This window comes from Microbispora sp. CSR-4, assembly GCF_008033685.1.
GTDB lineage: Bacteria > Actinomycetota > Actinomycetes > Streptosporangiales > Streptosporangiaceae > Microbispora.
In genome coordinates this window covers 1-1,254 of the sequence record NZ_VJVX01000172.1, presented here as the reverse complement: position 1 = coordinate 1,254, position 1,254 = coordinate 1, and the positions used below count along the sequence as shown (strand labels likewise).

Annotated in this window: 1 protein-coding gene; it reads left to right on the top strand. The window is 72.4% G+C overall.

The annotated features are described in order from the left end of the window. A partial coding sequence (locus tag FLV34_RS39275) for a DUF222 domain-containing protein (RefSeq protein WP_147945585.1) occupies positions 1–1,254 on the top strand: 1,254 nt, incomplete at both ends.

Sequence of the window (1,254 nt, the reverse complement as noted above, 5' to 3'; positions counted from 1 at the left end):
CGCCGCCTGCCGGTGCTCGGTGAGGCGATGCTGGAGGGGGTGTTGGATGAGCCGCGGGCGGTGGCTTTCATCCGCTGGACGAGCGGGTTGACCGACGCCCAGGCCGGCTGGGTTTGCGAGCGTCTGGTGCCTCGGGCGGCGGGGTGGACGGTGGGCGAGCTGGTCGAGCACGTTCAGCGCATGGTGCTCGCGATCGATCCGGATTGGGCGGAAAAGCGTTATACCGAGGCGGTCCGCAGGCGGCGGGTGGCCGGCACGCGCAATGATGACGGCACCGCGACCGTGTCCGGGCTGGACCTGCCGGTGGAGCGGGCGGTGGCCGGGTGCGAGCGGATCGATGAGCTGGCCCGCGCCTGCAAACGCGCCGGGGACCGCCGCCCGATCGATCACATCCGCGCGGACTTGTTTTTGGGCAGCCTGGATGGCACCTTCGAAGGCCTGACCGATGAGCAGATCGTCACCCATGTCCTGGCCCACCCTCTCGTGGAACCCGGCGATCCCACCCCCGGCGACACCTCTGACGACACCCCCAGCTCCACCGGCTCGGCCGACTCCCCTGACAGCCCCGCGAACACCCACACCGGCATCCCTGACGCTCCCGCAGGCACTACCGCCAGCCCCGCCAGCTCTGCCGGTACCCCCACAGCCGAGCCGAAGCACGAGCACGAGCGCGGGCACGACAACAGCGCCGCACCCGAACCAGAGTCGGAGGACGAGCGGAGGCTGAGCACCGGACCCGAGTCGGAGCACGAGCGCGAGCGTGACCGGGTCACCTCGCCCGAGCTGGAGGACGGGAACGCGCACGGGCGGAGGGTCGCGCCGGAGTCTGAGCGAGGGCACGGCCAGAGCGCCGCACCGGGGCCGGAGCCGGAGGGTGGGCGCGGGTGCGGGGAGCTTCAGCGGTCGCAGGGCCGCCTTGGTGGTGGGCCCGGCGCGACATCGTGGTCGGTGCCGGAGATACGGGTAGAGCTGACCACGTTGCTCGGGCACGATGAGCACCCCGCCCACCTGCCCGGCTGGGGCATGGTCCACGCCGCCCAGGCACGCCGCATCGTCACCGGCATGCTGCATGGGCAATGGCGCTATGCCATCTGCACCGACGACGGACACCTGCTCCTGGCCGGCATCACCCGGCACCGCCCCTGCCCGCCCGCCCAACGGCCACCCCGCGACATGCGACGCGGCGGCATCGTCGAGCTGCAGATCACCCTCACCCAGCTCCACCGGCTGGCCGCCGCACCGGCCACCACCGGC